The sequence below is a fragment of the Pseudomonas sp. JY-Q genome, assembly GCF_001655295.1.
Classification (GTDB): Bacteria; Pseudomonadota; Gammaproteobacteria; order Pseudomonadales; family Pseudomonadaceae; genus Aquipseudomonas; species Aquipseudomonas alloputida.
In genome coordinates this window covers 5,775,930-5,802,428 of the sequence record NZ_CP011525.1, presented here as the reverse complement: position 1 = coordinate 5,802,428, position 26,499 = coordinate 5,775,930, and the positions used below count along the sequence as shown (strand labels likewise).

Annotated in this window: 23 protein-coding genes; 13 read left to right on the top strand and 10 right to left on the bottom strand. The window is 61.4% G+C overall.

Translation table 11 applies throughout. The annotated features are described in order from the left end of the window. Window positions 1-143 precede the first annotated feature (143 nt). The 4 genes from AA098_RS26085 to choX all read right to left on the bottom strand — a co-directional run bounded on the left by AA098_RS26085 (window position 144) and on the right by choX (window position 3,560). Complete coding sequence (locus AA098_RS26085; RefSeq protein WP_003255713.1) at window positions 144-614, bottom strand: thioesterase family protein; 471 nt, start codon at window positions 612-614, stop codon at window positions 144-146. A gap of 10 nt (window positions 615-624) precedes the next feature. Further along, the gene (locus AA098_RS26080; protein ID WP_064615098.1) at window positions 625-1,590 is read right to left on the bottom strand and encodes an L-carnitine dehydrogenase; all 966 of its coding nucleotides are present in this window, start codon (window positions 1,588-1,590) and stop codon (window positions 625-627) included. An 18-nt stretch (window positions 1,591-1,608) separates the two neighbouring features. Next, window positions 1,609-2,493 carry a 3-keto-5-aminohexanoate cleavage protein gene (locus AA098_RS26075; protein WP_003255710.1) on the bottom strand — a complete coding sequence of 295 codons (885 nt, stop codon included), beginning with the start codon at window positions 2,491-2,493 and terminating at the stop codon, window positions 1,609-1,611. Between the two features lie 122 nt (window positions 2,494-2,615). Continuing rightward, entirely contained in the window at window positions 2,616-3,560 is a 945-nt protein-coding gene (gene choX, locus AA098_RS26070; RefSeq protein WP_003255708.1) for a choline ABC transporter substrate-binding protein, read from the bottom strand. Between the two features lie 144 nt (window positions 3,561-3,704). On the opposite strand from choX, the gene AA098_RS26065 reads away from it, so the two are divergent. Then, complete coding sequence (locus AA098_RS26065) at window positions 3,705-4,652, top strand: GlxA family transcriptional regulator (RefSeq protein ID WP_033726540.1); 948 nt, start codon at window positions 3,705-3,707, stop codon at window positions 4,650-4,652. A gap of 3 nt (window positions 4,653-4,655) precedes the next feature. On the opposite strand, the gene AA098_RS26060 is transcribed toward AA098_RS26065, so the two are convergent. The 3 genes from AA098_RS26060 to AA098_RS26050 form a co-directional block, all read right to left on the bottom strand. Beyond that, the gene (locus AA098_RS26060; RefSeq protein WP_003255706.1) at window positions 4,656-5,273 is read right to left on the bottom strand and encodes a hypothetical protein; all 618 of its coding nucleotides are present in this window, start codon (window positions 5,271-5,273) and stop codon (window positions 4,656-4,658) included. A gap of 71 nt (window positions 5,274-5,344) precedes the next feature. Beyond that, entirely contained in the window at window positions 5,345-6,037 is a 693-nt protein-coding gene (locus AA098_RS26055) for a hypothetical protein (protein WP_003255705.1), read from the bottom strand. A 138-nt stretch (window positions 6,038-6,175) separates the two neighbouring features. Further along, complete coding sequence (locus AA098_RS26050) at window positions 6,176-6,592, bottom strand: lysozyme inhibitor LprI family protein (protein ID WP_003255702.1); 417 nt, start codon at window positions 6,590-6,592, stop codon at window positions 6,176-6,178. Window positions 6,593-6,877: 285 nt separating this feature from the next. Between AA098_RS26050 and AA098_RS26045 the strand changes: the two genes are divergently transcribed. From AA098_RS26045 to AA098_RS30335, 7 genes are all read left to right on the top strand, one after another. Next, a complete protein-coding gene (locus AA098_RS26045; protein WP_003255700.1) occupies window positions 6,878-7,855 on the top strand; it encodes a dipeptidase in 978 nt (325 codons plus the stop codon). 76 nt (window positions 7,856-7,931) lie between these two features. Continuing rightward, on the top strand, window positions 7,932-8,462 hold the full coding sequence (locus AA098_RS26040) for a DUF5943 domain-containing protein (RefSeq protein ID WP_003255698.1): 531 nt from the start codon (window positions 7,932-7,934) through the stop codon (window positions 8,460-8,462). A 15-nt stretch (window positions 8,463-8,477) separates the two neighbouring features. Continuing rightward, window positions 8,478-10,538, top strand: a complete 2,061-nt coding sequence (dgcA, locus tag AA098_RS26035; RefSeq protein WP_003255697.1) for a dimethylglycine demethylation protein DgcA — start codon at window positions 8,478-8,480, stop codon at window positions 10,536-10,538. A 178-nt stretch (window positions 10,539-10,716) separates the two neighbouring features. Then, complete coding sequence (gene dgcB, locus AA098_RS26030; protein ID WP_004575952.1) at window positions 10,717-12,669, top strand: dimethylglycine demethylation protein DgcB; 1,953 nt, start codon at window positions 10,717-10,719, stop codon at window positions 12,667-12,669. Further along, window positions 12,669-13,901: an electron transfer flavoprotein subunit alpha/FixB family protein gene (locus tag AA098_RS26025; RefSeq protein WP_004575951.1), complete on the top strand. Its 1,233-nt coding sequence runs from the start codon at window positions 12,669-12,671 to the stop codon at window positions 13,899-13,901. Before dgcB ends, AA098_RS26025 begins: the two co-directional genes overlap by 1 nt. Before the next feature lie 10 nt (window positions 13,902-13,911). Next, entirely contained in the window at window positions 13,912-14,682 is a 771-nt protein-coding gene (locus tag AA098_RS26020; RefSeq protein WP_003255694.1) for an electron transfer flavoprotein subunit beta, read from the top strand. 623 nt (window positions 14,683-15,305) lie between these two features. Further along, window positions 15,306-16,109 (top strand): RHS repeat-associated core domain-containing protein, encoded by an 804-nt coding sequence (locus AA098_RS30335; protein ID WP_080637298.1) that lies wholly within the window; start codon window positions 15,306-15,308, stop codon window positions 16,107-16,109. Window positions 16,110-16,171: 62 nt separating this feature from the next. Here AA098_RS30335 and gbcA read toward each other — a convergent pair whose 3' ends face one another. Further along, window positions 16,172-17,464: a glycine-betaine demethylase subunit GbcA gene (gene gbcA / locus AA098_RS26015; RefSeq protein ID WP_003255692.1), complete on the bottom strand. Its 1,293-nt coding sequence runs from the start codon at window positions 17,462-17,464 to the stop codon at window positions 16,172-16,174. A 295-nt stretch (window positions 17,465-17,759) separates the two neighbouring features. Here gbcA and gbcB point away from each other — a divergent pair, with 295 nt between their 5' ends. Continuing rightward, entirely contained in the window at window positions 17,760-18,860 is a 1,101-nt protein-coding gene (gbcB, locus tag AA098_RS26010) for a glycine-betaine demethylase subunit GbcB (RefSeq protein ID WP_003255691.1), read from the top strand. A gap of 108 nt (window positions 18,861-18,968) precedes the next feature. On the opposite strand, the gene AA098_RS26005 is transcribed toward gbcB, so the two are convergent. Then, complete coding sequence (locus AA098_RS26005; protein ID WP_003255688.1) at window positions 18,969-20,594, bottom strand: methyl-accepting chemotaxis protein; 1,626 nt, start codon at window positions 20,592-20,594, stop codon at window positions 18,969-18,971. 266 nt (window positions 20,595-20,860) lie between these two features. Here AA098_RS26005 and AA098_RS26000 point away from each other — a divergent pair, with 266 nt between their 5' ends. From AA098_RS26000 to mcpH, 3 genes are all read left to right on the top strand, one after another. Next, window positions 20,861-21,091 (top strand): hypothetical protein, encoded by a 231-nt coding sequence (locus AA098_RS26000; protein WP_003255686.1) that lies wholly within the window; start codon window positions 20,861-20,863, stop codon window positions 21,089-21,091. After that, on the top strand, window positions 21,088-21,390 hold the full coding sequence (locus tag AA098_RS25995; RefSeq protein ID WP_003255684.1) for a cell division protein ZapA: 303 nt from the start codon (window positions 21,088-21,090) through the stop codon (window positions 21,388-21,390). The genes AA098_RS26000 and AA098_RS25995 overlap by 4 nt, the downstream gene beginning before the upstream one ends. Before the next feature lie 504 nt (window positions 21,391-21,894). Beyond that, a complete protein-coding gene (gene mcpH, locus AA098_RS25990) occupies window positions 21,895-23,832 on the top strand; it encodes a methyl-accepting chemotaxis protein McpH (protein ID WP_003255683.1) in 1,938 nt (645 codons plus the stop codon). Window positions 23,833-23,866: 34 nt separating this feature from the next. Here mcpH and AA098_RS25985 read toward each other — a convergent pair whose 3' ends face one another. Next, complete coding sequence (locus AA098_RS25985; protein ID WP_003255682.1) at window positions 23,867-24,907, bottom strand: low specificity L-threonine aldolase; 1,041 nt, start codon at window positions 24,905-24,907, stop codon at window positions 23,867-23,869. Window positions 24,908-25,245: 338 nt separating this feature from the next. Between AA098_RS25985 and AA098_RS25980 the strand changes: the two genes are divergently transcribed. After that, window positions 25,246-26,499, top strand: a complete 1,254-nt coding sequence (locus AA098_RS25980; protein ID WP_003255681.1) for a serine hydroxymethyltransferase — start codon at window positions 25,246-25,248, stop codon at window positions 26,497-26,499.

Here is a 26,499-nt window from a genome sequence, read left to right as displayed (position 1 = left end):
GCGGCGTTGTCGCTCCTCGCCGTAGCTGGGCTACGACTCGTCGCGACGCCTTGCCTGAGCGCAAAAATCGCTCGCGAGTTATTGGCCGTATTTGCAAAACACCACACTAGCGAGCAGCCATGGTCTGACTGCTCTCGTTAGCGTCAAATGGGGAGCTTTATCACACGGCCTGTAAAGGCTGGCGTTGGTAAATCCCGTTGGCTATCGACCACGCTTTGTAGTTGATTGGTGCTGAATTCTCCAAAAGGCTTGGCCTTTGGCCCCGCCAGGTCCACATGTAAAAGCAATTGCTCACTGGCGGCTAACGCCTCGTCAAAACCTGATCGATGCAAGCTGTGATACAAGTGCAGTCGCTTTTTATCGAAGCCGATGATCTGCGTCTGCACCCACACCTCGGTGCCCAGCTTCACCTCGTGCAGATAATTGATGTGCGCCTCCAGCGTGAACAGCGAATTACCGCTTTGCCCGCGGCTGTCGGCGTCCAGGCCAATGCGCTCCATCAGGGCATCGGTCGCGTAGCTGAAGATCAGCAGGTAGAAGGCATCGCGAAGGTGCCCGTTGTAATCGACCCAGTCCTCCTGGACCGTGGTGCGGTAGGTGATCAGAGCAGGCATCTTGGTCTCCTTAATCGCTGAACGACATGCCGTGGCTGGCCTTGCTGGACTTCACCGCTTCCAGTACCGCCAGCAGGGTGTCGTCACGATAGCGCTCCAGTGCAGCGATGCTGCGCTCGCCCTGTTGCTCGGAAGTGCCGCTCACCACATCGTCGATCAGCTTGTCGGTCAGTTCCGGTGCTGGCAGGTAAGTCCAGGGCAGCTTCAGGGCAGGGCCGAACTGTGACATGAAGTGGCGCATGCCGGCATCGCCACCGGCCAGGGTATAGGTAAGGAATGTGCCCATGAACGACCAGCGCAAGCCTGCGCCGAAGCGGATCGCGTCGTCGATTTCGCCCGTGGTGGCAACGCCGTCGTTGACCAGGTGCAAGGCCTCGCGCCAGAGCGCTTCTAGCAGGCGGTCGGCGATGAAGCCTGGCACTTCCTTGCGCACATGCAGTGGGCGCATGCCGAGTGTGGTGTAGATGGTTTTGGCAGCTTCAATGGCCTCGGGTGAGGTGCGGCTGCCGCCGACGATCTCGACCAGCGGCAGCAGGTACACCGGGTTGAACGGGTGGCCGACGACGCAGCGCTCAGGGTGAGTGGACGACTCGTAGAACTCGCTGGGCAGCAGGCCCGAAGTGCTTGAGCCGATGATTGCGTCAGGCTTGGCTGCGGCGCTGATTTTGGCGTGCAGGCCGAGCTTGAGGTCCAGGCGCTCTGGTGCGCTTTCCTGGATGAAATCGGCGTTGCGCACGCATTCCTCGATGGTTGTCACGAACTTCAGGCGGTCTTGCGATGCGCCAGGGGCCAGGCCTTGTTTTTCCAGTGCCGGCCAGGCGTTGGCGACACGTTTGCGCAGTGCCTGTTCGGCGCCGGGCGCGGGATCCCAGGCCACCACGTCCATGCCATGGGCCAGGGCGCGGGCGACCCAGCCGCTGCCGATCACGCCGCTACCCAGGGCGGCGAAGGTCTTGATCTCGGTAATGAAGGGCATATCGGTCTCCTGAAAGGATCAGCGGCGCTTGAGGTTCATTTTTTCCCGGCCTTCTGCCGGGCTGAGCACGCGGCCACCCATGCGGGTGATGATCTCGCTTGCGCGTTCCACCAGTTGGCCATTGCTGGCCAGCACGCCACGGTCCAGATACAAGTTGTCTTCCAGGCCCACCCGCACATTCCCGCCGAGCAAAACGGCCTGCGCGGCCATGGGCATCTGCATGCGGCCGATGCCGAAGCCGGCCCAGGTGACGTTGGCAGGCAGGTTGTCGACCATGGCCTTCATGGTGGTGGTGTCGGCCGGTGCGCCCCACGGGATGCCCAGGCACAGCTGGAACAACGGGTCTTCAAGCAGGCCTTCCTTCATCATTTGCTTGGCGAACCACAGGTGGCCGGTGTCGAAGATTTCCAGCTCGGCCTTCACCCCCAGTTCGGTAATGCGTTTGGCACCGGCGCGCAGTTGGGCCGGGGTGGACACGTAGATCGAGTTGCCATCGCCGAAGTTGAGGGTGCCGCAGTCGAGGGTGCAGATTTCCGGCAACAGTGCTTCGACATGGGCCAGGCGCTCCAGCGGGCCGATCAGGTCGGTACCCGGGCCGAACGCCAGCGGCGTTTCACCCGGGCCGATTTCCAGGTCGCCGCCCATGCCGGCGGTGAGGTTGACGATGATGTCCACGTCAGCTTCGCGGATACGCTCCATGACTTCGCGATAGAGGTTTACATCACGGCTGAAACGGCCGGTCTGCGGGTCGCGGACGTGGCAGTGGACCACGGTGGCGCCTGCTTTGGCAGCTTCCACGGCGGATTCGGCGATCTGTTTGGGGGTGACCGGGACCAAGTGGCTTTTCGAGGCGGTGTCGCCGGCGCCGGTGAGGGCGCAGGTGATGATGACGTCGTGGTTCATGGCGGGTTCCTTGTTTGGTCAATGCTGGCCTCTTCGCGGGCAAGCCCGCTCCTACAGGGAGCCGTGATGGCCCTGGCGAGCGCGTTACCTGTGGGAGCGGGCGTGCCCGCGAAAGGGCCCTGTCAGTTGGCGGTAAGCTTGAGGTTGTCCGCAGCCGGCTTGCCATCGAAGGTGGTCACACCCTCAAGCCAGCGCGCCTTGTCCTCGGGGTGGTCCTTGAGCCACTGGCGGGCCGATTCCAGCGCGTCTTTGTGGTCAAGCAGTGGCTGCATCATGCGGCTCTCGTCCTCGGCGCTGAACTTCAGGTTGGCCAGCAGGCGGTGGGCATTGGGGCAGCGTTCGGCGTAGTCCGGCGCCGTCACCGTCCACACCGTCGCACGGCCTTCGTCAGGGCCGAGTGCATCCTGGCTGTCACCCAGGTAGGCCATGTCGATGTTCACGTTCATCGGGTGTGGCGCCCAGCCGAAGAACACCACGGCCTCCTTGCGCCGCACGGCGCGGTCGACGGCGGCGAGCATGCCGGCCTCGCTGGACTCGACCAGCTGGAACTTGCCCAGGTCGAACTGGTTCTTGGTGATCATTGCCTTGATCTGCGTATTGGCGCCGGAACCCGGTTCGATGCCATAGATCTTGCCGCCCAGCTCTTTCTCGAACTTGTGGATGTCGGCGAACGTCTTCAGGCCCTTGTCGTAGAGGTATTTCGGCACGGCCAAGGTGGCGCGCGCGTCCTCCAGGCTTGGCTTGTCCAGCACCTTGACCTGGTTGGCATCGACGAACGGGGTAATGGTCTGGGTCATGATCGGGTTCCAGTAACCCAGGAACATGTCCAGGCGTTTGTCGCGTATGCCGGCGAAGATGATCTGTTGCGAGGCACTGGTCTGTTTGGTCTGGTACCCCAGGCCGTCGAGCAGTACCTGGGCCATGGCGCTGGTGGCAATGACGTCGGTCCAGTTGACCACGCCAAGGCGCACGTTTTTGCAGGCGGCGGGCTCGGCGGCGAAAAGCGGGGTGGCAACGATGCTGCTCAGGGCAAGGGACAACAGGCTGCGGCGGATCAAGCTGTGCATGGTGGCTCTCCATCGGCAGTGCATATTGTTATTGAGGGCGGCCTCTGCGGACCGTGTGAATACGCTACGCTGGCGCTACCTTGCCCAAGCGCACGCTAGCGACAGGAATTAGCACCTGGGCGACCAGTTTCTGTGGAGGAGGGGATGATGGAGACGATTGCCTTTCTGTTGGTGCCCGGCTTTTCCGCCATGGGGTTCATTTCGGCGGTGGAGCCGCTGCGGGTGGCCAATCGTTTTGGCGGGCTGTTGTACCGGTGGCAGGTGCTTAGCCTGGACGGTGAGGCGGTGCTGGCGAGCAATGGCATGTCGATCAATGCCGATGCCGCCCTGGGGGAAGGAGAGCCGGCCAACATCCTGCTGGTGGTTGCGGGCTTTGAGCCACTGGCCAATGTCGCACCCAAACTGCTGCATGCGCTGCGCCGGCTCAACCACGAAGCTGTCATGCTCGGTGGCATCGACACGGGCGCAATGGTGCTGGCCGAGGCAGGGCTGCTCGAGGGCTACCGGGCGACATTGCATTGGGAGGCGCTTGAGGCATTCAAGGAACGCTATCCAGGCCTTCAAGCCACCCAGGAGCTGTTCGAGATTGACCGCAGCCGTATCACCTGTGCCGGCGGAACCGCCTCGATCGATTTGATGCTGCACCTGATTGCCCAGTCTCACGGCAGCGAACTGGCGGTCAAGGTGTCGGAGCAGTTCGTGCTGGGTCGTATCCGTCAGCGCCAGGACCACCAGCGCATGCAGATCGGTGCGCGTTATGGCATCAGCAACAAGAAGCTGGTCCATGCCATTGGCGAAATGGAAAAACACATCGAGCCACCGTTGAGTACGCTGGAACTGGCTGCCGCGATCAAGGTGACACGGCGTCAACTGGAGCGTTTGTTTCGCATGCACCTTGATGCAACCCCGAGCGGTTTCTATCTCGGGTTACGGCTGGACAAGGCGCGCCAGCTGTTGGCCCAGACCGACATGTCGGTGACTGAAGTCAGCCTTGCGTGCGGGTTTGAACTGCCATCCTATTTCACGCGGCGCTACAAGCTGAGGTTTGGACGGTGCCCGCGGGAGGAGCGACGGCCCAGCGGTACAAAGTGAGCTTCAATCCAGTTCACGCTCGAGAATGGCCCTTAGCTTTTCGCGATTCCTAGCTTGCAGATCTTTGCGAAGCGGGGCGAAATCCGCTGCATTGAAGCGTGCACCCAGATGGTCAAATATCAGGTTCAACTTTCTGGTGGGCTCGACCGGGTCGGTAACGCAGTAGGCATAAAACAGGATCGCAACCGGGACCTGGTCCCCTTCATGGTCCATTTCGATACTGAGATGTGAAGAGGCGTTCATGACGGTGAAGGTACGCGTACCGGCCGACTGCAGAGCGGCTTGAACATTTTCTTCGAGGCTCTTGAACCAAGGTCCTTTCTCGCGGGGCGGGGGTAGATAGCCACTGTAAACATCGCTTAATGCAAGCAAGTGCGGCTCATACACGATGGTTTTATGAGTGTGTTCGAACAGGGTGAATTTCAATGATTGCAAGGTGGCGAGAGCGACAGTGAACCATTGCTGAGGCTGGGTCTCCATCGAGAATTTTTCATTGGCCACTGCTTGTGAATAACGCAGGCATAGCTGCAAGTCTTCCCATGTCTCAAGTGTCAGCCAGGGCGCAGGCTTGATGCTTAGCCGCTCCTCGAATACACGGGTATCCAGGTTCGTATCGCCCATGTGGCATTGCTCCTTGATGGATGCAGATGACCAGAACCGGGTACCAGAGAGCTGGTACCCGGTCTCGCTAATCAGATAGCGAGAAACGCGGCGATGTCGCCTTTTATCTTCTCATTCACAAGATCACGTGCAGCGTCGAAGTGACGAACGCTGAACGTGCCTTGTTGCGAAGCGCGATAAACGCGGGTAGAGGTTTTGTCGACCTTGCGGGTCAGGGCGCCTTCACGCTCGACTTTCGAGTCGTAGCTGGCCTGGAAGCTGGTCATGTGCATCGCCGGCAGGCCTTGTGGCGTCATTTCGCACTGGGCGACCACGAAGTTGCTCGATTTGCCGGATTCACTATGGCTGTGCTTTTCCAGGTGCGCCTTGACTTCCGGCTTCTGCACGACAATTTGCAGAACACGCCTGGCGCAGGCGGCGCGACGAGGGTCCGCGGAGACGCTGATGGTGACGGACTTGGTAATCAGCTCTGCCAGGGTCAGGTTGTCCTCATCAATGGCATCTTCGGCATGTGCTGCGCCCGTCATGGTCCAGCCAAACTTGATCAGGCCATCGTTGTAGAAGTTGTACCACTCGCGCTGCTGGGTCTCCTTGTCGAACTTCTTGTTGGCCAGTTCGGTCATCAAACGCATGCCGGCCAGGATGTCTTCTGCAATGTTGGCAGGGACATTGTCAGCGAAGACGCAGATGGTCTGGCCGGTAGCGGCTACGCGCTCTTGACCCTCTTTGCGGATTTTTTCCATTTCAACTTTGATGTCAGCCACTTTGTAATTCCTTGATAGTTGTGAGTTCCAAGACACACATGGTGAGCACGTGGTCTGGGGGCACTATCGAGCAATTACGCAGGGGGCATCAGCGGCACGTTGTTCCTCTGGAGTTGATCCTTCACTCGCACGTGCTGATCAATCTTCGGGTGCTGGCTCGTCACTGTTTTGCGCGCCCAGGCTGCGCAAATACTCGGCTCGCTCATCGCTGCGCTGTGCAATGCAGCTGTTCCAGGCGATCTGGTAGGCCCTGCTGCCGGGTTGTTCAGCATGGGTTTCGACCTTGCAGTCTGCATCGCGCAGTTGGCTCCAGACTTTCTCGGCTGCCTCTATTCGCGACATCAGGCCTGCCTCGTCGCCGAACTGATCACGCATGCGCGCGACCAGGTCGTCGTAGGCCGACTGCAGCTCACGCTCGGCGACCTGCTTGTTGAATGCTGCACAGGCGAAGGTTTGCTGGTCGGTCTCCACATTGTCGCAAGGTGTGCTTTCGTCCTCACTGGCCTGGGCCCCGCTCACGATGGCCAGCAGCACCAGCCATGCCATTGATTTCATCCGTTTTCTCCTCAACAGGCTGTCGAATCGCAAGGATTCTCGCTCAGCCAGAGGCCAGGTGGTAGCTCCCTGACCAAATGTTCATGTACCGGCCGCAAATGTCGTTATCGAGACTGTCTCGCATCCCCGGAACACGCGCCAGACGCGCTCTTGTCGCGCATTGACGCTTTCGGCAAACCCCCTGTCGTTTTTGCACCGGGGCGCCTCGGGGCACAGGCATATGCTGGCCTCAAAGCGCCGGCAGAAGGTTTGGCGCGACCCAACTCTATAAAAGGGGACAGCCTGATGAGCCCAGCCGAACTACACGCCGACAGCATCGTCATCGATGGCCTGATCATCGCCAAATGGAACCGCGAGCTGTTCGAAGACATGCGCAAAGGCGGCCTCACTGCGGCCAACTGCACGGTGTCGGTCTGGGAAGGGTTCAAGGCTACCGTCGACAACATCGCGTCCAGCCAGAAGCTGATCCGCGACAACAGCGACCTGGTGATGCCGGTGCGCACCACCGCCGACATCCGCAAGGCCAAGGAACTGGGCAAGACCGGCATCCTCTTCGGTTTCCAGAACGCCCATGCGTTCGAGGACCAGATCGCTTATGTGGACGTGTTCAAGCAGCTGGGCGTGGGCATCGTGCAGATGTGCTACAACACCCAGAACCTGGTGGGCACCGGCTGCTACGAGCGTGACGGCGGGCTGTCCGGCTTCGGTCGCGAGATCGTTGCCGAGATGAACCGTGTCGGCATCATGTGCGACCTGTCCCACGTTGGCTCCAAGACTTCCGAAGAAGTCATCCTCGAATCGAAAAAGCCGGTGTGCTACTCGCACTGCCTGCCCTCGGGCCTGAAAGAGCACCCGCGCAACAAGTCGGACGAAGAGCTGAAGTTCATCGCTGATCACGGCGGTTTCGTTGGCGTCACCATGTTCGCGCCGTTCCTGGCCAAAGGCATTGACTCGACCATCGATGACTACGCCGAGGCCATCGAGTACACCATGAATATCGTCGGTGAAGACGCCATCGGTATCGGTACCGACTTCACCCAGGGTCACGGCCAGGACTTCTTCGAATACCTGACCCATGACAAGGGCTACGCCCGCCGCCTGACCAACTTCGGCAAGATCATCAACCCGCTGGGCATTCGCACTGTCGGCGAATTCCCCAACCTCACCGAGACCTTGCTGAAACGCGGCCACTCCGAGCGTGTGGTGCGCAAGATCATGGGCGAGAACTGGGTCAACGTCCTCAAGGATGTCTGGGGCGAGTAAGCCGCTCTCCAAGCCTGATAGCCCCTGCCAGCAACGCCGGGGCACCCACAAAAAAATTTTATGGAGTTGAGTTTCCATGGCCAAAATCGCCCCGCAATTGCCAATCGAAGTCGACAGCGAGACCGGTGTCTGGACCAGCGACGCCTTGCCGATGCTGTATGTGCCGCGGCATTTCTTCGTCAATAACCATATGGGCATCGAGGAAGTGCTGGGCGCCGACGCCTATGCCGAAATCCTCTACAAGGCTGGCTACAAGTCTGCCTGGCACTGGTGTGAAAAAGAGGCCGAGTGCCATGGCCTGGAAGGCGTGGCGGTGTTCGAGCACTACATGAAGCGCCTGAGCCAGCGTGGCTGGGGCCTGTTCGAGATCCAGGATATCGACCTGGATAAAGGTACCTGCAGCGTCAAGCTCAAGCACTCTGCGTTCGTGTACGTCTATGGCAAGTGCGGCCGCAAGGTCGACTACATGTTCACCGGCTGGTTCGCTGGCGCGATGGACCAGATTCTCGCTGCCCGCGGCAGCAAGATCCGCACCGTGGCCGAACAGGTCTATGGCGGGTCGGAAGAAGGCCACGAAGATGGCCTGTTCGTTACAAAGCCGTTGTAAGCCGGAGATAGCGTCATGGCATTCGAAGCAATGTTCCAGCCGATCCAGATCGGCAAACTGACCATCCGCAACCGTGTGCTCAGCACCGCGCACGCCGAGGTCTACGCCACTGACGGCGGCATGACGACCGACCGCTATGTGAAGTACTACGAAGAGAAGGCCAAGGGCGGCATCGGCCTGGCCATCTGTGGCGGCTCGTCGGTGGTTGCCATCGACAGCCCGCAGGAATGGTGGGCATCGGTCAACTTGTCGACCGACCGCATCATCCCGCACTTCCAGAACCTTGCCGACGCCATGCACAAGCATGGCGCCAAGATCATGATCCAGATTACCCACATGGGCCGCCGCTCGCGCTGGGACGGCTTCAACTGGCCGACGCTGATGTCGCCATCGGGCATTCGCGAACCTGTGCACCGCGCCACCTGCAAAACCATCGAGGTGGAAGAGATCTGGCGGGTAATCGGCAACTACGCGCAGGCTGCGCGTCGCGCCAAAGAGGGCGGCCTGGACGGCGTGGAATTGTCGGCGGTGCACCAGCACATGATCGACCAGTTCTGGAGCCCACGGGTCAACAAACGTACCGACGAATGGGGCGGTACCTTTGAAGGCCGCATGAAATTCGGCCTGGAAGTACTGAAAGCTGTGCGCGCCGAAGTGGGTGACGACTTCTGCGTGGGCATGCGTATCTGTGGTGACGAGTTCCACCCTGATGGCCTCAGCCACGAGGACATGAAGCAGATCGCTGCCTACTACGACGCCACCGGCATGCTCGACTTCATCGGCGTGGTCGGCTCGGGTTGCGATACCCACAACACCCTGGCCAACGTCATCCCCAACATGAGCTACCCGCCGGAGCCGTTCCTGCACCTGGCAGCCGGTATCAAGGAAGTGGTCAAGGTCCCGGTGCTGCACGCGCAGAACATCAAAGACCCGAACCAGGCCACGCGCATCCTTGAAGGCGGCTACGTGGACATGGTCGGCATGACCCGTGCGCACATGGCCGACCCGCACCTGATCGCCAAGATCAAGATGGGCCAGATCGACCAGATCAAGCAGTGCGTCGGTGCCAACTACTGCATCGACCGCCAGTACCAAGGCCTGGATGTGCTGTGCATCCAGAACGCCGCGACCTCCCGTGAGTACATGGGTGTGCCGCACATCATCGAGAAGACCACCGGCGTCAAGCGCAAGGTGGTGGTGGTTGGCGCAGGCCCTGCCGGCATGGAAGCGGCCCGCGTGGCTGCTGAACGCGGCCACGACGTGACCCTGTTCGAGAAGAGGGACCAGATTGGCGGGCAGATCACCATTGCCGCCAAGGCCCCGCAGCGTGACCAGATTGCCGGTATCACCCGCTGGTACCAGCTTGAGCTGGCTCGCCTGAAAGTCGACTTGCGCCTGGGCACTGCCGCTGATGTGGCCGCCATTCAGGACCTGCGCCCGGACGTCATCGTGCTGGCCGTAGGTGGGCACTCGTTCCTGGAGCAGAACGAGCACTGGGGCGCCGCTGAAGGGCTGGTGGTCAGCAGCTGGGATGTGCTCGATGGCAAGGTAGCGCCGGGCAAGAACGTGCTGGTGTACGACACCATCTGCGAATTCACCGGTATGTCGGTCGCCGACTTCATCGCTGACAAGGGCAGCCAGGTCGAGATCGTCACCGACGACATCAAGCCAGGCGTGGCCATGGGGGGGACCACCTTCCCCACCTACTACCGCAGCATGTACCCCAAAGAAGTGATCATGACCGGCGACATGATGCTGGAAAAGGTCTACCGCGAAGGCGACAAGCTGGTGGCGGTACTGGAGAACGAATACACCGGCGCCAAGGAAGAGCGCGTGGTCGATCAAGTCGTGGTTGAAAACGGCGTGCGCCCTGACGAAGAGCTGTACTACGCGCTCAAGGAAGGTTCGCGCAACAAGGGCCAGATCGACGTGGAGGCGCTGTTCGCCATCAAGCCACAGCCGATCCTCAGCCAGCCGGGCGAAGGCTACCTGCTGTACCGCATCGGTGACTGCGTGGCCCAGCGCAACGTGCATGCGGCGATCTACGACGCCTTGCGCCTGTGCAAGGACTTCTGATCGTTAACAGTCGCCGCCATCGGGCGCGATCCCTGTAGGAGCGGGTTTACCCGCGAATGCGTCAGCACTGACAACACTGTTGCCTGACCGAACGCATTCGCGGGTAAACCCGCTCCTACATGGGGCCAGTCTCGCCCTCTGGTCGGCGCAAGAATCCAGCTGTTTGTGGGAGTCTCCCATGTTGAACACCCTTCTACCCATCCTGCTGTTCGCTGCCCTTGGCCTGGCAGTGCTCGGTGCTTTGCGCCGGGTGCGCATGTGGCGCCGTGGCCGGCCGTCCAAGGTCAACCTGATCGGCGGCCTGCTGGCCATGCCGCGGCGCTACCTGGTGGACCTGCACCACGTGGTTGAGCGCGACAAATACATGTCCAAGACCCACGTGGCCACTGCGGGCGGCTTTGTGCTGTCTGCTGTGCTGGCCATTCTGGTGCATGGTTTTGGCCTGCAGAGCAAGATCCTCGGCTATGCACTGCTGGTAGCCACGGTGATCATGTTCACCGGTGCCATCTTTGTCTTCAAACGCCGCCTGAACCCGCCCTCTCGTCTGTCCAAGGGCCCGTGGATGCGCCTGCCGAAGAGTTTGCTGGCGTTCGCCGTGAGCTTCTTCATTGCCACCCTGCCGGTCGCCGGTATCCTGCCGGCCAACACGGGTGGTTGGGTGATGGTCGCCGTTCTGGGCCTGGGCGTGCTGTGGGGTGTGTCGGAGCTGTTCTTTGGCATGACCTGGGGCGGCCCGATGAAGCACGCCTTCGCCGGTGCCTTGCACCTGGCCTGGCACCGCCGTGCCGATCGCTTCGGCGGCGGCCGCTCCACCGGCCTCAAGCCGTTGGACCTGGAAGACCCGAACGCACCCCTTGGCGTGGAAAAGCCGGTGGACTTCACCTGGAACCAGCTGCTGGGCTTCGATGCCTGCGTGCAGTGCGGTAAATGTGAAGCCATGTGCCCGGCCTTTGCCGCTGGCCAGCCGCTGAACCCGAAAAAACTCATCCAGGACATGGTCATCGGCCTTGCCGGTGGCACTGACGCGCAATTTGCCGGTAGCCCATACCCTGGCAAACCAATCGGCGAACACGGTGGCAATCCACACCAGCCGATCGTCAATGGCCTGGTCGACGCCGAAACGCTGTGGTCCTGCACCACCTGCCGTGCCTGCGTCGAGGAGTGCCCGATGATGATCGAGCACGTCGATGCCATCGTCGACATGCGCCGCCACCTCACTCTGGAAAAGGGCGCTACCCCGAACAAGGGCGCCGAGGTGCTGGACAACCTGATCGCCACCGACAACCCCGGCGGCTTCGCCCCCGGCGGGCGCATGAACTGGGCTGCCGACCTTAACCTGCGGCTGCTGTCTGAAGTGAAAGCGACCGAAGTGTTGTTCTGGGTCGGTGATGGTGCCTTCGACATGCGTAACCAACGCACTTTGCGTTCGTTTGTCAAAGTATTGAAAGCCTCGGGTGTGGATTTTGCCGTACTCGGCCTGGAAGAGCGCGACAGCGGCGACGTGGCGCGCCGCCTGGGCGATGAGGCGACCTTCCAGCAACTGGCCAAGCGCAACATCCAGACCTTGGCCAAGTACAAGTTCCAGCGCATCGTCACCTGCGACCCGCACAGCTTCCATGTGCTGAAGAACGAATACGGCGCCCTGGGCGGTGACTACCAGGTGCAGCACCACAGCACCTACATCGCCGAACTGATCGCGGCCAAGAAGCTCAACCTGGGCCAGCACAAGGGCGGCAGCGTCACCTACCACGATCCGTGCTACCTGGGCCGCTACAACGGCGAGTACGAAGCCCCGCGCGAAGTGCTCAAGGCGCTGGGTATCGAGGTGCGCGAGATGCAGCGTTCGGGCTTCCGTTCCCGTTGCTGCGGTGGTGGTGGCGGTGCGCCGATCACTGACATCCCTGGCAAGCAGCGTATTCCCGATATGCGCATGGACGACATTCGTGAGACCGAGGCCGAGCTGGTAGCCGTGGGTTGCCCGCAGTGCACCGCCATGCTTGAAGGCGTGGTCGAGCCGCGCCCACAGATCAAGGACTTGGCCGAACTGGTGGCCGACGTGCTGATCGAGGAGGACGCATCCACTGTCCCAAAGCCGCAAACGGCTAAACGTGAACCTGCGGAGGTGCACTGATGAGCGACATTATCCGCCGCGACCCACGCGCCGAGTGGATCGCCCGTAACCGTCTGCACCCGCTGCATGCCGCGATGCAGACGCAACAGACCAGCTGGATGGGGCCTAACGGCATCATCCGCAAGAACCCACATGCGATTGCCGCGGGCTTTGTCGGCCCGGCCGGCATCAAGCGTATCGACCGCAGCGGCGCCCAGCAGGGCACCGGCGCGGGCGGGCGGCGCACGGCAGCAGTCGAGGTCAAGTTGCCACTGCACCAGGTGGCGGCGCCGGCGTTCTACATTGCCGTTGTGCCGGACATGGTTGGCGGCCGCCTGAGCAGCCACGACCGCGACCTGCTTGGCCTGGCCCACAGCCTGGCCGGCAGCGACGGGGCGGTGCTGGCCGTGGTGTTCAACGAGCACAAGGAAAGCAACTTTTCCACAGCCGGTGTCGACCGCCTGCTGGTTATCGAAGGCGAGGCCTTTGAAGGTTATGCACCGGAGCAACTGGTGCAGGGCCTGCGGGCTGTGGATAACCAGTTCGCGCCGCGCCACTGGCTGCTGCCCGACAGCCGCACCGGTGGCGGTGAACTGGGTCGGCGCCTGGGCGCCGCGCTGGGCGAGCGCCCGGCAACGCGGGTATGGCAGATCAAGGACGGCCAGTGCATTGGTCGCGCCGGTGCCGGCCAGCAAGACCTGCAACGCACTGTGCCGCGCCTGATCCTGGCGGCGGCCGAGTGCGCCGAGCCGGTCAGCGAAACCCGTCACGAAGCGCTGCCGGTGGAGTTGTCCACAAGCGTGGTGCGCAGCCTGCCGCGCATCGAAGACCTTGGCTCGGTGGCCGTCGACCCGGCCACCATTGCCATGGCCGAAGCCGAGTTCATCGTCTCGGGCGGCAACGGTGTCAAGGACTGGGACCTGTACCACAAAGCCACCGCAGCCCTCGGCGCTACCGAAGGTGCCTCGCGGGTGGCGGTGGACGACGGCTTCATGCCGCGCAATCGCCAGGTGGGGGCTACCGGCACCTGGGTTACCGCGCGTGTCTACGTGGCTGTGGGTATCTCGGGCGCGATCCAGCACCTGCAGGGTATCGGTGCCTGCGACAAGGTGGTGGCGATCAATATGGATCCAGGCTGCGACATGATCAAACGGGCTGACCTGTCGGTGATTGGCGACAGCTCGGCGATTCTCAAGGCGCTGATCGAGGCTGTGGACAACTTCCGCAGCGGCGGCCAGCGCGACGCGGCATAAGGGCACGAGCATGAGTACGAAAGTGATCAGCCTGGTTTCCATTGGTGCCCACCCCAGCTCTGGCCGCGCCCGCCGCGCCGAGCAGGATGCCCGTGCCGTGGAGTTGGGTTTGCAGCTGGCTGGGGATAACTTGCAGGTGGTGCATGCTGGCGATCCACAGGAAGAGGCGTTGCGCGCTTACCTGGGCATGGGCCTGGACCACCTGGACGTGCTGGAGCAACCGGCCGGTGCCGATGTGCTGGGCGTGCTGGGCGATTATCTGCGCGACGCCGGGGCCCAACTGGTGCTGACCGGCAGCCAGGCCGAGACTGGCGAGGGTTCGGGCATGTTGCCGTTCCTGCTGGCCGAAAAGCTCGGTTGGCCGCTGATTGTCGGGTTGGCTGAGGTGGAGTCGATCGACAACGGCACCGCGCAGGTGTTGCAGGCTTTGCCGCGTGGTCAGCGGCGTCGCTTGAAGGTGCGTTTGCCATTGCTGGCGACTGTGGATAACGCGGCGCCCAAGCCGCGCCAGAGCGCTTTTGGGCCTGCGCGCCGGGGGGTATTGGCGGCGCGTAATGTGGCCATTGTCGAAGATGAGCTGTTGGCTGAAGCCGAGTTGCAACCGGCCCGTCCAAGGCCCAAGCGCTTGAAGGTGATCAAGGCCAAGAGTGGCGCCGACCGCATGAAGGCCGCGACGGCCAAGGCCAGTGGCGGTGGTGGCAAGGTGCTGAAGGACGTTTCGCCACAGGAAGGCGCCGAAGCCATCCTCAAGCTGTTGGTGGAAGAGGGCGTGCTGCGCTAAAGGCTCATGCACTCCCCGGCAAGGCGTTCTCCTGGAGCAACGCTAAATTACTGATTTTCCAGTGACCGAGTGCGGGCGGGCATGCCCCGCCAACACCGGCGCAGCCGGTGCCAGGCACTGGGTCTCCTGCTCCACGGGACAAGCCCGCTTCCACAAGGGCGCCCCGATCATCTGCCAGACGCACATTCTACCTGTGCATAAGTCCCTGCCGGACCCATCACACTGCTCGTCAGGCACGGATATGCATGCCTCCAGCTCGTATTGCCCACAATCGCTGTTAGCTGCTCTGTGGATAATCTGTTGGGCACTAGCTGGAGTACGCGTAGGGCGTGGCTTGCGAAGAAATGATTAAAAAACGATCAAGGTGGGTCAGAAGTCTCGAATTCTTGATTATCAGAGCTTTGAACCGCTTATCCACAGAACTACAGTTGTCGGCTCCGTGTTTTGCTCACAAAGTCTGTTAGTGTCTCTGTGGACAAGTTGTACGGAGTGCACTGTAGCCCTTTAAAAACAAGGGCTCCGTTGTTTCGATCAAAAATTGATCATCTGCTTTAATCCGATTGATACCTGCGGGCACTGACAAAATTGCCAGTGTTTGAGCACGCGGCGGCTAGATATCCTCCATGGACCCCACTCCAGGAGTAATCCACATGACTGTGATGCCTGAAGTTGTCAACGGATACTCACCCTATGGCTATCGAACGCATCGTGGAGCTTGTGTACTTGCGTTCAACGGCGAGCGGCGAGACCCGTTCACGGGTTGCTATCACTTGGGTAACGGTTATCGTGCCTACAACCCGGCATTGATGCGGTTTCAAGCCCCAGACTCCTTCAGTCCTTTTGGGGCAGGGGGGGTGAACGGTTATGCGTATTGCGCTGGTGATCCGGTTAACCGAGTCGATCCCAGTGGCCATAGTATTGATCTTGGGAGCTTTATGCTGCGTGGTTTAGGTATGCTGTCGAACGGAGCGACGATTGCTTATAACTTTCTCGGACCTACCCCTGAAACTTGGATAGGCCTTAATGCCACTCGAGTGAGCACCTTCGGTTCCATACTGAGCTTAGGAAGCTCCGCGGCATTGTACGCAGGGGTGCCGAGCGCTATTTTTGGCGCGAACGTGGGCACTGCAGTCAGTGCTGCAGCAACGCTCACGCGAGCGATCAACGCAGCGATTGGGCCGGGGAGCCACCCATTGAATCAGATCAAGACGAATTGGAATTTGATGACGGGAGGCTTAGCCGCGGCGCCAATGCCGCACGAGTTCATGCTGGATGTTGTCACTCCAACGGGTGGGCCACCCGTGACCCCTTCGAATCAGACTATCAAGTATGACCTCAATGTAAGATTACGAATGCGGGGAAATGCTGGTGCTTCGCCGCCTCCACAATCGCTGGCTATACGGCGACAGCGTAGCCAGTCACAGTGAGCCATCTGCTATGGGGTTACGCCCTGCCGCAAAGTGCATCTTTTGCGGCAGGGCGTTTTTGTTTACTGAGCCTGCACTTCTTTCAGGTAGGCCGCCGGCTCTGCTCCCAGGTTGTTCAGCATCCGCCCGCTGTACCAGTCAATGAAGTTCACCACACCAAACTCGTAAGTCTTCGAATACGGGCCAGGCTGGTACGCGGTGGAGTTGATCCCACGCTGGTTCTCTTCCGCCAGACGGCGGTCCTGGTCGTTGGTGGCGTCCCACACCTTGCGCATGTTCTCGGGGTTGTAGTCCACACCTTCGACGGCATCCTTGTGCACCAGCCACTTGGTGGTGACCATGGTCTCCTGGGCGCTGATCGGCCACACGGTGAACACGATCATGTGGTCGCCCATGCAGTGGTTCCACGAGTGCGGCAGGTGCAGGATGCGCATCGAGCCCAGGTCCGGGTTCTTGATGCGACCCATCAGCTTCTGGCAGGCCTGCTTGCCGTCCATGGTCATCGACACGGTGCCCTTGAGCAGCGGCATGCGCACGATGCGGTTACGCAGGCCGTGGCTCTTGTGCAGGTACGGGATCTTCTCGGCTTCCCAGGCAGCGGCGGAGGCGGCCACGTGGTCCTTGAATTCCTGGCTGGCACGCGGGTCGTTGGTATCGTCCCATTCCAGCAGGGTTTGCAGCAGTTCCGGGTGCGAACCGGAGCAGTGGTAGCACTCGCGGTTGTTTTCCAGCACCAGTTTCCAGTTGGCCTTTTCCATCAAGGTGGTTTGCACCGCCACCTTGGTGTTCTCCATGTCGTACGGTTCCATGTAGTGCTCGAGCGTGGCCAGGAACTCGTCGATGGCAGGCGGGTTTTCCGCCAGGCTGATGAAGATGTAGCCGCCGGCCACCTTCACGTTCACTGGCTTCAGGCCATATTCCTTCATGTCGAAGTCGGCGCCCATCTCGGTACCGGCGAACAGCAGGCGACCGTCCAGTTCGTAGGTCCACTGGTGGTAGTGGCAGACCAGCTTGGCCACCTTGCCTTTGTCGCTGACGCACAGGCGTGAACCGCGGTGACGGCAGACGTTGTGGAAGGCGTGCACCTTACCTTCGGCACCACGGATAACGATGATCGGGTTCTTGCCGATCTGCAGGGTGATGTAGTTGCCTTTCGCCGGGATCTCGCAGGTCATGCCGGCGATCAGCCATTCTTTGTGGAAGATCTCCTGCATGTCGATCTGGAACAGACGCTCGTCGGTGTAGAAAGGCTGGGGCAGCGAGTAGGTTCGCTCGCGGGTCTGCAGCATCTCGGCGGTGGCCTTGCGTGCAGGTTCCAGTGGATCGCCCAGGCTCAGGGTTGCGGTGACGTCCATCGTGTATTCCTCGGGGCCGTATGCGGCCGGCAAAAGGTGGCTAATCGTTGTTGTGGTGCCGCAAGGCTGCTTGTCAGAAAACAGCATGTTGTTTTGCCGTGGAGTGTGCGTCCGAAGACGCCGCGAACCGTATCCATGGGCGACATGGCCGATTTGAATAACGACGCGCCAGCCCTTGTATCGCGGGGCTGGTCGCGATAAGCACGCCGATGTCGCTGGCAGGAATGTACGTCGCTCTCAGCTTGCGCATTATCCAAGCCATATAAAGCCCGATAGTCGGCCGCTGGAGATGAACATGTCCGATACCTTCCTCAATCCGGTCACTACCCAGACCTGGGCCAACGGCCGCCACATCGTGCGCTGCGTCAAGGTCATCCAGGAGACCTGGGACGTGCGCACCTTCTGCTTCATGGCCGACCAGCCGATCATGTTCTTCTTCAAGCCAGGGCAGTTCGTCACCCTGGAGCTGGAGATCGAAGGCAAGCCCGTGATGCGCTCCTACACCATCTCCAGTTCGCCGTCAGTGCCCTACAGCTTCTCGATCACCGTCAAGCGTGTGCCGGGTGGCCTGGTGTCGAACTTCCTGCACGACACCATGCACGAAGGCGCCGAGCTGCCGGTGCACGGCCCGGTGGGGCTGTTCAACGCCATCGACTTCCCTGCTGGCAAGGTGCTGTACCTGTCGGGCGGCGTCGGTATTACCCCAGTGATGTCGATGGCGCGCTGGTTCTACGACACCAATGCCAACGTCGACATGGTGTTCGTCCACAGCGCCCGTTCGCCGAAAGACATCATTTACCACCGCGAGCTGGAACAGATGGCGTCGCGCATCCCCAACTTCAGCCTGCACATCATTTGCGAAAAGCATGGCCTGGGCGAGCCGTGGGCGGGTTACCGCGGTTACCTGAACCAGCGGCTGATGGAACTGATTGCGCCGGACTACATGGAGCGCGTTGTGTTCTGCTGCGGCCCGACGCCGTACATGACGGCGGTCAAGCGCATGCTTGAAGCGGTCGGCTTCGACATGAAGAATTATCACGAGGAGTCGTTCGGCGCGACGCCGGCGGAAGCCAAAGCCGACGCCGTGGAGCACGCCGAGCAGGCGGCCGATGCACCTGAGCTGGACGTTTCCGACCTCAATCTGGTGGAGTTCATCGGCAGCGAGAAGAGCATCCGCATCGCCCCGGGCGAGACCGTGCATGCGGCCGCGGCCAAGGTCGGCCTGATGATCCCGAAAGCCTGTGGCATGGGCATTTGCGGGACGTGCAAAGTGCTCAAGCTGGGCGGCGAAGTAGAGATGGAGCACAACGGCGGCATCACCGAAGATGACGAGGCCGAGGGCTACATCCTGTCGTGCTGCAGTGTGCCGAAAGGGGATGTGCGGATCGATTACTGATCCAGTGGCCAGTCTGGATTCTTCGCGGGCACGCCCGCTCCCACAGGCCCATCGCTATCTTCAGGACTGCGGTGAACCTTGTGGGAGCGGGCGTGCCCGCGAATGCTTCTAGGTGCGGAACCGGGCTACCAGGCCATTGAGGTCTACCGCCAGACGCGACAGCTCGGCACTCGCCGCACTGGTCTGATGCGCACCGGTAGCACTCTGCACCGACAGGTCATTGATGTTCACCAGGTTGCGGTCCACTTCCCGCGCCACCTGGGCCTGCTCTTCCGCCGCACTGGCAATCACCAGGTTGCGCTCGTTGATCTGCGCTACCGCACCGGCGATGGTGTCCAGTGCCATGCCCGCGCCACGGGCGATGTTCAGTGTCGACTCCGCGCGCTCGGTGCTGGTGCGCATCGATTCTACCGCCTCTTCCGTACCGCCCTGGATGCTGCCGATCATGCGCTCGATTTCGCTGGTCGACTGTTGTGTGCGATGGGCCAATGCCCGCACTTCATCGGCGACCACGGCAAAACCACGGCCTGCTTCACCGGCCCGCGCGGCTTCGATGGCTGCGTTGAGCGCCAGCAGGTTGGTCTGGTCGGCCAGGCCACGGATCACGTCGAGCACCTTGCCAATGTCGCGCGACTGTTCGGCCAGGTGAGTAATCAGCTTGGCGGTGGCCTGCACATCACCGCTCATGCGCTCGATCGCACCCACGGTTTCCATCACCAGGTCACGACCATCGCCGGTGGAGCGGCTGGCTTCACTGGACGCTTCTGATGTGCTTACGGCATTGCGCGCCACTTCTTCCACTGCGCTGGTCATTTCGGTGACAGCAGTGGCGGCCTGTTCAATCTCATTGTTCTGCTGCTGCAGGCCACGGGCACTTTCGTCGGTGACGGCATTCAACTCTTCTGCCGCCGAGGCCAGCTGGGTGGCGGAGCCGGCGATCTGCTGCAAGGTATCGCGCAACTTGTCCTGCATGCGCGCCATGGCGCGCAACAGCCGGGCGGCTTCGTCGGTGCCCTCTGCGCGGATGACGTGGGTCAGGTCGCCGTCGGCGACTTGCTCGGCGCATTTGAGTGCTTCTTCGATCGGCTTGACGATACTGCGGGTCAGCAGGAAAGCACAGGCGAAGGTCAGTACGGTGGCGGCAACCAGCAGGCCGATCACCAGGGCGAAAGCGCCGGCATACTGGTTGGCGGCTTTTTCGTTGGTGGCGCGAGTCTGGTCAGTGTTGATGCGTACCAAGGTGTCCATGACCTTGTTGATCTGCTCGGAGTTGGCCAGCAGGTCGCGGTTGAGCAGGTCACGCAATTCGTCCAGGCGATCGGCCTGGCTCAGTGTGCGCATGCGCGATTCCAGCTGGCGGTACTGGTTGAGCAACTGACCGTACTGGTCGAATGCTGCCTGTTCGTCGGCGGCGACGATCATTGGCAGGTAGGCCTGGCGTGCGCGGTCGATCTGGCTGTTGCGCTGGTCCAGCAGATCGAGGGTATCGCGTTGGGTTGCCGGCTCGCGGTTGAGCAGCAGGCGGTAGGAAAGCGTGCGCATGCGCAGGTTCAGCGCGGTGAGTTCGTCGAGGATCTTGATGCTGGGCACGCTGACTTGCTCGATGGCAACGCCCGCCTGGCGGATGTTGCCCATTTGTACCAGGGAGAAGATACCAAGGCCGAGCATCAGCAGGCCGATGAGCGCGAAGCCGAGAAGCGCGCGCGGTGCGATATTCATGTTGCGTAGGGACATGGAGAGCAGGATCCAGGCAAGTGGGGAAAGAGCGACAAAACATGACTTGCCGGGCTATCGGTCGTGACTGGTTAGTCTTGAATGGGACCGGGGAAAATTGTGCAACCGCGAACCTTTTCCTGACCGGCGGTTGATCCAGGTCGGAACAAGGGGTCGATTACCCTGTCAATCTGCGGGTCAGACACCTTATGAATCCGATATTTAATGGCGATGGGCCGCACTTTTCTTTATCGTGTGCGCCCCTCGCAACAACCTGAGATAGACCCATGCTGGAAGCTTCCCTGAATCAAATCGAGCAACTGGTCAGCGACCTGATGCAGAAAAACGCTCAACTCATCGAGCAGAACACCGCCCTTGGCCAGGAACTGGCCCAGGCCAAGGAAGAGAACGAAACCCTGCAGCTGTCGCTGATGGAACAGGAAGAGAAGAACGGCGCTACCGCAGCACGCATCCAGGCCCTGGTCGAGCGCGCCAGCGCGGGCGTTGTTGGCGCATGAGACTGCAAGAGCAGCCGATCAATGTCGTGTCGATTCTCGGCATCGACTATTCGATCAAGGCGCCCGAAGGCCAGGAAGAAACCCTGGCCCAGGCGGTACGGATGCTCAACAAAGCCCTTAACGAGACCAAGCGTCAGTACCCGACCTTGATCGGTGACAAACTGCTGGTGCTGGCTGCCCTTAACCTGTGCTCCAAACAGGTTGAACTGCAGAAAGAGCATCAGCAGACCCTTGCGCGAACTCAAGCGCAGATCGACGCCACGGTGGATGCCATCGTGCGGACCATTGCAGAGCAATAAGACCGCACACCTTCCCCTGTAGGAGCGGGTTCACCCGCGAATGCGTCAGTGGCTTCAACACCGCATTCGCGGGTAAACCCGCTCCTACAGGCATCAGCAGACCCTTGCGCGAACTCAAGCGCAGATCGACGCCACGGTGCGGACCATCGCTGAGCAATAAGGTCGTACACCGTCCCCCTGTAGGAGCGGGTTCACCCGCAAATGCGTCAGTGGCTTCAACACCGCATTCGCGGGTAAACCCGCTCCTACAGGCATCATCAGACCCTTGCGCGAACTCAAGCGCAGATCGACGCCACGGTGCGGACCATCGCTGAGCAATAAGGCCGTATACCGTCCCCCCCGTAGGAGCGGGTTCACCCGCGAATGCGTCAGTGGCTTCAACACCGCATTCGCGGGTAAACCCGCTCCTACAGGGTGCATCTGATTGCTTCAGATCACTGGATTAACTGGATACGCAAGTGTATACACTTTCCGCAAAACAATAATGTGCGGGGGAGTAGGGGCATGCGTATCTGGCGTAAGAGCATCCAGTTGCAATTGATCACCAGCATGGGCGCTGCCTTGCTGGCGAGCATCCTGGTGGTGGTCATTATCTTCACCGTGGCGCTCAACCGCCTCACCGACCGCTACCTGGTCGACACTGCCCTGCCAGCCAGCATCGAAGCCATCCGCAACGACATCGAGCGCATGCTGGGCCAACCGTTGGTCGCTGCCGCGGACATTGCCGGTAACACCCTGCTGCGCGACTGGCTTGCTGCCGGTGAAGATCCCGCGCAGGCGCCCCAATTCATCGAATACCTGACCGCCGCCAAACAGCGCAACCACGCCTTTACTACGCTGTTCGCCTCGACTGAAACCGGCCACTACTACAACGAGAACGGCCTGGACCGCACCCTCAGCCGCAGCAACCCCAAGGACAAGTGGTTTTACGGTTACATCGACAGCGGCGCCGAGCGTTTCATCAACATCGACATCGATGGTGCCACCGGCGAACTGGCTCTGTTCATCGACTATCGCGTGGAAAAGGAAGGCAAGCTGGTGGGTGTGGCCGGCATGGGCTTGCGCATGACCGAATTATCGAAGCTGATCCACGACTTCAGCTTTGGCGAGCACGGAAAGGTGTTCCTGGTGCGCAACGATGGCCTGATCCAGGTGCATCCCGATGCTGCCTTCAGTGGCAAGCGCCAGCTTGCCGAACAGCTTGGCGCGGACGCAGCCAAAGGCGTCATGACCGGAGGCGAGAGCCTGCGTAGCAGCCGCTTCAGCCGTGACGGTGAGCGGTACCTGGCGCTGGGCCTGCCGCTGCGCGACCTCAACTGGACCCTTGTGGCCGAAGTGCCAGAGTCGGAAATTTACGCGCAAATGCATCAGGCCGTCTGGCTGACCAGCCTGATCGGTGGCGCCGTCGCGTTGGTGTCGCTGCTGTTGGTGGTACTGCTGGCGCGTGGCCTGGTGCGGCCGATCCGCCGCGTTACCGCCGCATTGGTTCAGATTGGCGGGGGAGCGGGTGATCTCAGCCATCGGCTGGACGATTCGCGTCAGGATGAGCTGGGTGACCTGGCCCGTGGTTTCAACCGCTTCCTGGACAGCCAACGCAGCCTGATCGGCGAGGTGTTGAGTACCTCCGAGCGGCTGCGGCGGGCCGTGGAGCAGGTAACCCAGGTGGTGGACAATACCGCTGAGCGCTCCGGGCGCCAGCAAGAGATGACCGAGATGGTCGCCACTGCTGTACACGAGATGGGCCTGACCGTGCAGGACATCGCCCGCAATGCCGGCGATGCGGCCCAGGCGTCGCAGTCGGCACGAGACGAGGCGTTGCAGGCCCGCGAGGTGGTGCAACGATCCATTCGTGGCATCGAGGGCATGTCGGGCGACATCGGCAAGGCGGCCGATGCGGTCAGCCAGCTGGCCGACGAAGTCGCCTCGGTCGATGAAGTGCTCGCGGTAATCCGCAGCATTTCAGAGCAGACCAACCTGCTCGCGTTGAACGCTGCCATCGAGGCCGCGCGGGCAGGGGAGATGGGGCGCGGGTTCGCTGTGGTGGCCGATGAAGTACGTACGCTGGCCCGGCGCACACAGCTGTCCACCGATGAAGTGCAGCAGATGATCCAGCGCCTGAAGCTGGGTGCAGGTTCGGCGGTGAGTTCAATGCAGGCAGGGCAGCAGGCGACCGGCAGTGGCGTGGAATCGAGCCAGCGCACCGGGGCATCGCTGAGCGCGATTACCGACCAGGTTGAGCACATCAGTGACATGAACCACCAGGTGGCCACGGCTACCGAGGAGCAGTCGGCGGTGACCGAGGAAATCAACCGGACGGTGCAGGGGATTTCCGATTTGGCGCGTGAGACGGCGGCGGAGGTGCAAGGGTGCCGCGAGGAGTGTCAGGCGTTGCGTGGGTTGGCTGATGACCTGGCGCGGCAGATGGGTGGGTTCAGGCTCTAGATTGCGGGGGCCGCAAGGCGGCCCCGGCTCTCGCTCAGCCACCAATGATCGCGCGGATATCCGCCGCCAGCTCACGCACCCGCGCTTCTTCGGTATCCCACGAGCACATGAAGCGCGCGCCACCGCTGCCGATAAAGGTATAGAAGCGCCAGCCCTTGCCCCGCAGCGCCTCGATGGCGTGCTCCGGCATCTGCAGGAACACCCCGTTGGCCTCCACCGGGAACATCAGCTCTACCCCCGGCAGGTCACTGACCAACGATGCCAGCAGCTGCGCGCAATGATTGGCGTGGTTGCCATGGCGTAACCAGGCGCCACCTTCCAGCAGCCCGACCCATGGCGCCGACAAGAAGCGCATTTTCGACGCCAGTTGCCCGGCCTGCTTGCAGCGATAATCGAAGTCTTCGGCCAGCTGGCGGTTGAAGAACAGAATCGCCTCGCCCACCGCCATACCGTTCTTGGTGCCGCCAAAGCACAGCACATCCACACCGGCCTTCCAGGTCAGTTCGGCCGGGCTGCAGCCCAGGAAAGCACAGGCGTTGGTAAAGCGTGCGCCGTCCATGTGCAGGTTCAGGCCCAGCTCCTTGCAGGTGGCGCTGATCGCCTTCAGCTCGTCGGGGCGGTACACCGTGCCGACTTCGGTGGCCTGGGTAATGGTCACCACGCGCGGCTTGGGGTAGTGGATATCCTGGCGTTTGAGCGCCACTTCACGAATAGACTGTGGCGTCAGCTTGCCGTTGACGCTGGCCGCTGTCAGCAGCTTGGAGCCGTTGGAGAAAAACTCCGGCGCACCGCATTCGTCGGTTTCGACGTGGGCGGTCTCGGAGCAGATCACGCTGTGATAGCTCTGGCACAGCGACGCCAGGGCCAGGGAGTTGGCAGCGGTGCCGTTGAAAGCGAAGAACACTTCGCAGTCGGTTTCGAACAGCTTGCGGAAGTACTCCGATGCACGCTCGGTCCACTGGTCGTCGCCGTAGGCGCGGTCGTGGCCGTGGTTGGCTTTTTCCATCGCCGCCCAGGCTTCGGGGCAGATGCCGGAATAGTTGTCGCTGGCGAATTGTTGGCTCTTGTCTGTCATGGCACGGTCCTGTGAACGACGCAGATCAGCACTCTAAACCATCGATTCAGCACTTGCCTATACAACCCGTGCATCGGCTGATTTCTGTGTTGTCCGGGCTGGCCCTTTCGCGGGTGAACCCGCTCCCACAGGGCGTCGTAAGCCTTCAGAGCGCCGCCGTACCTGTAGGAGCGGGTTCACCCGCGAAAGGGCCAGCACAAACAGCACAACAGCGAATGTCGTAAACGCGCCATTGCAAGGCGTGCGCAGGCATCTGACCCGGCCCCGCCAGTCATAACATCGCCACAAAGGGCCACAGTGCCCCACGACAAAAAACGATCGCTGCCGGGAGATACACAATGTTCAGCAAGCAAGACCAGATCCAGGGTTACGACGATGCACTGCTGGCGGCGATGAATGCCGAAGAACAGCGCCAGGAAGATCACATCGAGCTGATCGCCTCGGAGAACTACACCAGCAAGCGCGTCATGCAGGCCCAAGGCAGCGGCCTGACCAACAAGTACGCTGAAGGCTACCCTGGCAAGCGTTACTACGGTGGCTGCGAGCACGTAGACAAGGTAGAAGCCCTGGCCATCGAGCGCGCCAAGCAGCTGTTCGGTGCCGACTACGCAAACGTCCAGCCACACTCCGGCTCGTCGGCCAACGGCGCCGTCTACCTGGCCCTGCTGCAAGCCGGTGACACCATCCTGGGCATGAGCCTGGCCCACGGTGGCCACCTGACCCACGGCGCCAAAGTGTCGTCCTCGGGCAAGCTGTACAACGCTGTCCAGTACGGCATCGACACCAACACCGGCCTGATCGACTATGACGAAGTCGAGCGCCTGGCGGTCGAGCACAAGCCGAAAATGATCGTTGCCGGTTTCTCGGCCTACTCCAAGACCCTCGACTTCCCACGCTTCCGCGCCATCGCCGACAAAGTGGGCGCACTGCTGTTCGTCGACATGGCCCACGTTGCCGGCCTGGTTGCCGCTGGCCTGTACCCGAACCCGATCCCGTTCGCCGATGTGGTCACCACCACCACCCACAAGACCCTGCGCGGTCCGCGTGGCGGCCTGATCCTGGCCAAGTCGAACGAAGAGATCGAGAAAAAGCTGAACGCCGCTGTATTCCCGGGTGCCCAGGGTGGCCCGCTGATGCACGTGATCGCTGCCAAGGCGGTGTGCTTCAAGGAAGCGCTGGAGCCTGGATTCAAGGCCTACCAGCAGCAAGTGATCGAAAACGCCCAGGCCATGGCCCAGGTGTTCATCGACCGTGGCTACGATGTGGTTTCCGGTGGCACCGACAACCACCTGTTCCTGGTCAGCCTGATCCGTCAGGGCCTGACTGGCAAAGACGCCGACGCCGCCCTGGGTCGTGCGCATATCACCGTCAACAAGAACGCCGTGCCGAACGACCCGCAGTCGCCGTTCGTCACGTCGGGCCTGCGTATCGGCACCCCGGCCGTCACCACCCGCGGCTTCAAGGTCGCCCAGTGCGTGGCCCTGGCTGGCTGGATTTGCGACATCCTCGACAACCTCGGTGACGCAGACGTCGAAGCCGATGTGGCGAAGAACGTCGCGGCCCTGTGCGCAGATTTCCCTGTCTACCGCTGA